Consider the following 5,203-nt stretch of genomic DNA (forward strand, 5'->3'; position numbering starts at 1 on the left):
GTCATGCGGGGGGCATGTGGGGTATTGTGGGGGTGGAAAAAGGTCAGCTATGCTGACCCATTGTTTCGCGTGCGAAACAATGGGTCAAAAGCACTGATACTATTTATGCGCGTTGCCGACCCGGCGTACGCTGATATCTGGGGGGGCGTACGTCAATGCAACGCTGCGGGCCGCCGATTGTCATACGCCCGACCTCGGCCCCGGCGGCCCCGCGGCGCTGTGGCGCGAGAGGGGTGGTGACAGCGCATTTGAAATCCAGTATCACCGCCAGCGAACCACGACGCGAACAGGATTTTTGATATGGCTGAACACAAGCACGGCACCATGGACACCTCCGTTCAGGAACAGACCTACGACGGCTTCATGACCTTCGTGTCCCGTTTCTGCATCTGTCTGGTGATCTTTGTGGTGTTCCTCGGCATCTTTGCCACCTGAGGATTGACCTGACATCACGACCTGACAGCCGGAGCACCCCTGATGCGGACCCCGATCCTGATCCTTGCGCTCTGCGCGGCACTTGCGGGCTGCGCGGCGCCTCAGCGGCCGGACGCGGACCCGGAAACCATTGCCAGCGTCGCCTATCGCGCGCCTGACAAGCCGTCGATGACGCTTTTCACCATGGTCAACAACCGCACCGGGCAGGGCGGCCATACCGCGCTGATGGTCAATGCCTCCGAGCGGGTGATCTTTGACCCGGCGGGATCGTTCTATGCCGATATCGTGCCGGAACGTCAGGATGTGCTCTACGGGATTACGCCCCGCATTTTCGAGGCCTATCGCAGCGCCCATGCGCGCGAGACCTTTCACGTGGTGACCCAGGAGATCGCCCTGACGCCGGAACAGGCGCAGATCGCTTATCAGCTGGTGACCGGGAACGGACGGGTGGCCGGGGCGTTTTGCACCAATGCCACCTCCTCGATCCTGCGTCAGATCCCCGGATTCGAGCAGATCGAAGTGACGTACTATCCGGTTCAGCTGCAAGAGCAGTTTGCCCAGTTGCCCGGCGTGGTCACCGACAAATACTATGAAAACGACAGCGAGGACCTCAAGGCGGGTCTTGCGCAAGGCAATGCGACGCTGAACACCACGGCCGCAGCCGGGCTCTGAACGCCGGGGGCGGCGGGGGGGGTGCCAGCCCCCCTAGCCCAACAGATAGGTCAGCCCCCAGAGACTGCCGGCACCGGTTGCCATGGCGAAGAGCACGTTCTTGGTCATGGTGGCCACCGCAAAGGTCAGGGCGGCGGCGGTAAAGTGGATCAGGCTGGGGGCGCCATCGGTGGGCGCAGGCCAGATCACCAGCGGGGCGACCAGCGCGGGAATGATCGCGACCGCCGTGTAACGCAGATGCCGCATCAGCCAATCTGGCATCGCGCGATTTCCCACCAGACCGATAAAGGCAAAGCGCAGGGCGAAAGAGCCGATCGCCAGGCCGACGATCACGATCCAGAGGGTCATGGTATCAAATGCCATCTCGGTCTCGGTTCCGTTCATTCCTGATCCTCCAATTCCGGACTGCGGCGCGCGAACCACAGTTCGGCCTGCGCGCCTGCGATCATGCCAGCCAGACCGGCGACGATCAGGCCGAGGTTAAAGGGCATCAGGGTCGCAGGCAGGGATACGGCACAAGCGGTGAAACAGGCCACCACATGGGCGCGGGTGCGCAGCATCGGGCCGATCATCGCCAGAAAGGCCAGTGGCAACACGAAATCCAGCCCGAGGCTGTCGGGCACCTGTGCGCCTATCAGCGAGCCTGTGACCGTGGCCGCCATCCAGAACGGCGCGACAAGTCCGTTGGTCCCGAAGAAGTAGGCCATCCGTTCGCGGGTGCCCCAATCGGCACGGCGTTCGAATTCGATGATGGACAGCGCATAGGACTGGTCCACCGTCATATATGCCGCGCAGGCCCGCTGCCACAGCGGAGCGTCACCGAGGTAGGGGGTGAGGGAGGCGGAATACATCGCCACCCGAAGGTTCACCGCCAGCGCCGAGACCAGCACGATCAGCGTCGGCGTATATTCCTGCATCAGCTGCAGCGCGGTGAATTGCGCCGCCCCCGCAAAGACCGCCAGAGAGAAGGAGAACGCCTCGGCCACGTTCAGTCCGGCCTCTGTCGCGAGCACGCCGAACAGCAGGCCAAAGGGACCCGCGACCAGAATAAACGGGGCGCTGTCGCGCATGCCTTTCCAGAAGGCGGATTTCGCAGTGGAGATTGTCATGACACCGCCTTAGGTTACCGGGGACATGGCTACGCGGCTTGAAGGAGCTTGGCAATTGGCAAAACTGGATTTATCCGCCGGCTATCTGATCGCGCCCGATCCTGCGAACCCGCGGCTGACGCGGCTGGTGACGGGTCGGGATCACCTCGGCCAGCAGACCGAAATTTCGGTGGTGGAGGAGCGCCCGCTGACGATCTACCTCAATCGGCAGGAAATCGTCACCGCGATGACCATCGGCGACTACCCGGAATATCTGGCGCTGGGGTTTCTAAAGAACCAGGGGATGTTGCTGGCGGAGGATGTGATCACCCGGGTCGATTACGACGAGGAGGTCGAAACCGTGGTGGTGCGCACCGAGGTCGAGACCTCGCACGAGGAAAAGCTGCAGAAAAAGACGCGGACCTCGGGCTGCGCGGTGGGCACGGTCTTTGGCGACATGATGGCCGGGCTTGAGGGGGTGGAGCTGCCGCCGGTGGAGGTGCGCAGTTCGTGGCTCTATGCGCTGGCGCAGGCGATCAACCGCACGCCCTCGCTTTATCTGGAGGCCGGGGCGATCCATGGCACGGTGCTGTGCCATCAGGACCGCCCGCTGGTCTATATGGAGGACGTGGGCCGGCACAACGCGGTCGACAAGATCGCCGGCTGGATGCTGTCCGAAGGCGTCGGCGCGGCGGACAAGATCCTTTATACCACCGGGCGGCTGACCTCGGAGATGGTGATCAAGACGGCGATGATGGGCATTCCGGTGCTGGCCTCGCGGTCCGGCTTCACCGCCTGGGGGGTGGAGATCGCGCGGCAGGTCGGTTTGACGCTGATCGGTCGGATGCGGGGGCAACGGTTCGTCTGTCTGGCGGGCGAAGAGCGGCTGTTGCGCGACGTGGACCCCGGCACCATGCCGCAGGAAGAGACGAAACATCGCAGGAAGAGCGCGGAGTGACAGGGCAATCGCGCGGGCCGGGCCGCGCCTCGGGGCCATCGAGGCCCGCTCGGCGCGGGTCACGCCGCTGGCGTTCCGCCGCCTGTGGACAGGGAGACGAAGAATGAGCAAACCTCTCGGGGTGATCCTGGCCGGGGGGCGCGCCACCCGCATGGGCGGCGGCGACAAGGGGCTATTGGCCCTCGGCGGCCAAACCCTGTTGGCGCGGGTAATCGACCGGCTGGCGCCGCAGGTCGCGGGGCTGGCGTTGAACGCCAATGGCGATGCGGCGCGGTTTGACAGGTTTGATCTGCCGGTGGTGGCGGACAGTATCGATGGCTTCGCGGGGCCTCTGGCCGGGGTGCTTGCCGGGCTGGACTGGGCCGCCACGCAGGGAGCGGAAACGATTGTCACTGCCGCCGCCGACACGCCATTCTTTCCCACCGATCTGGTGGCGCGGCTGGTTGCGGCGGCGGGGCAGGCGCATCCGCTGGTGCTGGCCACCACACCAAGGAGCCGCGACGAAGGGTTGAAATCCGGCGGCCGCGGCGGCGTGAACCGGCACCCGACCTTTGGTCTCTGGCCGGTGGCGTTGCGCGATGACTTGCGCACGGCCTTGCAGGGCGGGCTGCGCAAGGTGGTGCTGTGGACCGATCAGCATGGCGGCCGCGAGGCGCTGTTCGACGCGCAGCCGTTCGATCCGTTCTTCAACCTCAACACGCCCGAAGATCTGGCGCGGGCGGAGGCGCTGCTGTGATGAAGCTCTATGGTGTGACGGGGTGGAAGAACAACGGCAAAACCGGGCTGATGGAGCGGCTGGTGGCGGCGTTCTGCGTCCGTGGCCTGACCGTTTCGACGCTGAAGCATGCCCATCACGCGACGGATGTGGACCAGCCGGGGACCGACAGCCACCGGCACCGCAGCGCAGGCGCGTCGGAGGTGCTGCTGGCCTCGCCCAGACGGGTGGCGATCATGCAGGAGCTGCGTGGGGCGCCGGAGCCATCGCTGACCGAGCTGCTGGCGCGGATGCGCCCCGTCGATCTGATCCTGATCGAAGGTTTCAAGCGCGAGCTGCACCCCAAGATCGAAGCCTATCGTGGTGCCGCCGACACGCCGCTAATCGCGCCGGGCGATCCGACCATTCGTGCGGTGGCCTCGGACTGCGCGCTGGAGCTGGACCGGCCGGTGTTCGACCTGGACGATACGCAGGTCATTGCCGATTTCATCGCCACGGAGCTGGGGCTATGAGCCGCTTTGATACCGTGGTTGTGGTCGATTGGTCGCCCGGCAAGGCCGCAATCTGGTCCGGGGTGGCCCGGGCAGGCCGGGATGTCGCGCAGCGCAGCCATCGCGACCACGGCGAGGCCGAGGACTGGCTGGAGGACTTCGTTGCGCAGGAGGTGGCCACAGGGCGGCAGGTGCTGGCGGCGTTTCAGGGACCATTTGACGACCAGGCCGAGCTGCACCGCCTGGCGCAGCGCCACGGGGCCGGGGTCTGGCCCCAGGCGGCGACGGCAGCGGCGGCTGTCACCCTGACCGAGATCTGTCCGAGCCTTATCGAGCCTGTGGTGAAGGCTGCGCTGGCGGATGCGCCGGAGGCAGAGACCCGCGACCGGATGCAGGTGCGGCTGCTGGCGCGGGCGCTGTCGGCGCTTTCGGCCTCTGAAATGGCAGCGCTGATGACGCATGCGCCAGCGGGCGCGGACGAAGCGGGCCGGATCCTGGGGGCGGGGCATGCGGCGCTTTTGTGCCGCAAGGCCGCAGGCCCGGAGGCCCTGACGCCGCCGCCGCTCAGCAATGATTGTTTTGCCCTGCCGCAGGGGGTCGACTGGACGCCGGTGGATCAGGCGCTGGCGCTGCTGCGCGACAGGTTGCGACCGGTGACCGGGACCGAGGTCGTGCCGCTCTCAGAGGCCCTGGGGCGGGTGCTGGCGGCGCCCGTGATGGCGCTGCGGTCCAACCCGCCACAGCCCAATACGGCAGTTGATGGCTATGGGTTTGCGGGCGGGCGGTGCGCGGGACCTCATGTGTTGCCGCTGGTCGCCGGGCGGGCGGCGGCAACACATGAGGT

Annotated in this window: 7 protein-coding genes and 1 pseudogene; 6 read left to right on the forward strand and 2 right to left on the reverse strand. The window is 66.0% G+C overall.

The genetic code is table 11. From position 1 onward, the window contains the following. Positions 1 to 300: 300 nt before the first annotated feature. Both TRIHO_RS00020 and TRIHO_RS00025 read left to right on the forward strand, forming a co-directional pair. A complete protein-coding gene (locus TRIHO_RS00020; RefSeq protein ID WP_068239011.1) occupies positions 301 to 435 on the forward strand; it encodes an aa3-type cytochrome c oxidase subunit IV in 135 nt (44 codons plus the stop codon). A gap of 42 nt (positions 436 to 477) precedes the next feature. Further along, complete coding sequence (locus TRIHO_RS00025; RefSeq protein WP_068239013.1) at positions 478 to 1,107, forward strand: hypothetical protein; 630 nt, start codon at positions 478 to 480, stop codon at positions 1,105 to 1,107. Between the two features lie 33 nt (positions 1,108 to 1,140). On the opposite strand, the gene TRIHO_RS00030 is transcribed toward TRIHO_RS00025, so the two are convergent. Together TRIHO_RS00030 and TRIHO_RS00035 are read right to left on the reverse strand one after the other, a co-directional pair. Beyond that, complete coding sequence (locus tag TRIHO_RS00030; RefSeq protein WP_082704959.1) at positions 1,141 to 1,491, reverse strand: AzlD domain-containing protein; 351 nt, start codon at positions 1,489 to 1,491, stop codon at positions 1,141 to 1,143. After that, positions 1,488 to 2,216 (reverse strand): AzlC family ABC transporter permease, encoded by a 729-nt coding sequence (locus tag TRIHO_RS00035; RefSeq protein WP_068239016.1) that lies wholly within the window; start codon positions 2,214 to 2,216, stop codon positions 1,488 to 1,490. Before TRIHO_RS00035 ends, TRIHO_RS00030 begins: the two co-directional genes overlap by 4 nt. A gap of 55 nt (positions 2,217 to 2,271) precedes the next feature. Here TRIHO_RS00035 and TRIHO_RS00040 point away from each other — a divergent pair, with 55 nt between their 5' ends. The 4 genes and pseudogenes from TRIHO_RS00040 to TRIHO_RS24085 all read left to right on the forward strand — a co-directional run. Beyond that, complete coding sequence (locus TRIHO_RS00040; RefSeq protein ID WP_068239019.1) at positions 2,272 to 3,153, forward strand: formate dehydrogenase accessory sulfurtransferase FdhD; 882 nt, start codon at positions 2,272 to 2,274, stop codon at positions 3,151 to 3,153. 103 nt (positions 3,154 to 3,256) lie between these two features. Further along, entirely contained in the window at positions 3,257 to 3,889 is a 633-nt protein-coding gene (mobA, locus tag TRIHO_RS00045) for a molybdenum cofactor guanylyltransferase MobA (protein ID WP_068239022.1), read from the forward strand. Continuing rightward, positions 3,889 to 4,380 (forward strand): molybdopterin-guanine dinucleotide biosynthesis protein B, encoded by a 492-nt coding sequence (gene mobB / locus TRIHO_RS00050; RefSeq protein WP_068239025.1) that lies wholly within the window; start codon positions 3,889 to 3,891, stop codon positions 4,378 to 4,380. The genes mobA and mobB overlap by 1 nt, the downstream gene beginning before the upstream one ends. Continuing rightward, positions 4,377 to 5,203: pseudogene (locus TRIHO_RS24085) on the forward strand (molybdopterin molybdenumtransferase MoeA); the annotation flags it as partial. The gene mobB and the pseudogene TRIHO_RS24085, both read left to right, overlap by 4 nt.

It is taken from the genome of Tritonibacter horizontis (genome assembly GCF_001518015.1).
Lineage (GTDB): Bacteria > Pseudomonadota > Alphaproteobacteria > Rhodobacterales > Rhodobacteraceae > Epibacterium > Epibacterium horizontis.